Source organism: Burkholderia sp. Ac-20379 (assembly GCF_017104645.1).
Taxonomy (GTDB): Bacteria; Pseudomonadota; Gammaproteobacteria; order Burkholderiales; family Burkholderiaceae; genus Burkholderia.
Genome location: NZ_JAAGPF010000704.1, coordinates 1 through 1,412 on the forward strand (window position 1 = coordinate 1; position 1,412 = coordinate 1,412).

Below are 1,412 nucleotides of genomic sequence, written 5' to 3' on the forward strand. Positions count from 1 at the left end.
CCTCGATGCGCGCCACCCAGCCGGCGGGGCGGCTCATCGGGCAGCGCCGGCGGCGGGCCGGATCGAAGGGAAGGCGGACGGATCGGTCAAGGGCGAATCTCCGGAAGCGGCGGCGGTGCGGTGTTGCGGCGGGGCTGGCCGGCCGGGCGGCGGCCGTTAGGCCGGCCCTGGCGATTGCCCCTCGAAAGGCGGCACTCTAGCGCGGCGGCGGCGCGCGCGGCAAGTCGCGCGCACGGGACGCCTGCCGCATCAGCCTGTGGATAACTCTGTGAAGAACTGACCCGCCGATCGGCGCAAACGCCCGCATGGCGGGCTTCCGGCCGGTGGGACGTCACAATATGTCACAAATTAATCATTAAAAATCAATGGGTTATAGAGTTTTTTTGCGGTTTTTAAGGGGTATGTGACGGCTCGATGAATGCTGCCGCGCGGGTGTGGACACTTCGTGTCGGCCTGCCGCGGGCCGCCGCGGCGCTTGCCGGCGCGCCGCGGCAGGGCTATCGTGTGCCCGCTCCCATTTCTCCCGACGCGATGCCTTCCGATTCCTTTCTGTCCGGCCCCGGCGGCGCCGTTTCCGGCGACGGCGTGATCCCCGTTTCCGCGCTCAATCGCGCGATCGGCTCGATGCTCGAGCGTTCGTTCCCGCTCAGCTGGGTGTCGGGCGAGGTGTCGAATTTCACGCGCGCGGCGAGCGGCCACTGGTACTTCTCGATCAAGGACAAGGACGCGCAGATGCGCTGCGTGATGTTCCGCGGCCGCGCCCAGCACGCGCCGTTCACGCCGCGCGAAGGCGACCGCATCGAGGTGCGCGCGCTGGTCACGATGTACGAGCCGCGCGGCGAGGTGCAACTGAGCGTCGAGGCGGTGCGGCGCACCGGCCAGGGCCGGCTGTTCGAGGCGTTTCTGAAGCTCAAGGCGCAGCTCGAAAGCGAGGGGCTGTTCGCGCCCGAGCGCAAGCGGCCGCTGCCCGCGCATCCGCGCGCGATCGGCATCGTCACGTCGCTGCAGGCCGCGGCGCTGCGCGACGTGCTGAGCACGCTGGCGCGCCGCGCGCCGCACATTCCGGTGGTGGTCTACCCGGCGCCGGTGCAGGGCGCGGGCGCCGCCGAGAAGCTGACCGAGATGGTCGAGACGGCCAACGCGCGCCGCGAGCGCGACGGCACCGACGTGCTGATCGTCTGCCGCGGCGGCGGCTCGATCGAGGATCTCTGGTCGTTCAACGACGAAGCGCTGGCGCGCGCGATCGCCGCCAGCGAGCTGCCGGTGATCAGCGGCGTGGGCCACGAAACCGACTTCACGATCGCCGATTTCGCCGCCGACGTGCGTGCGCCCACGCCCACCGGCGCGGCCGAGCTCGTCAGCCCGCAGCGCGCGCTGCTGCTGCGCGAGCTGGGCGAACGCCATGCGGCGCT

At 70.8% G+C, this 1,412-nt stretch carries 1 protein-coding gene; it reads left to right on the forward strand.

From position 1 onward, the window contains the following. Positions 1–531: 531 nt before the first annotated feature. Positions 532–1,412: exodeoxyribonuclease VII large subunit (gene xseA, locus G3N92_RS34100; RefSeq protein ID WP_206131878.1), on the forward strand; the 881-nt coding region annotated here is incomplete at its 3' end.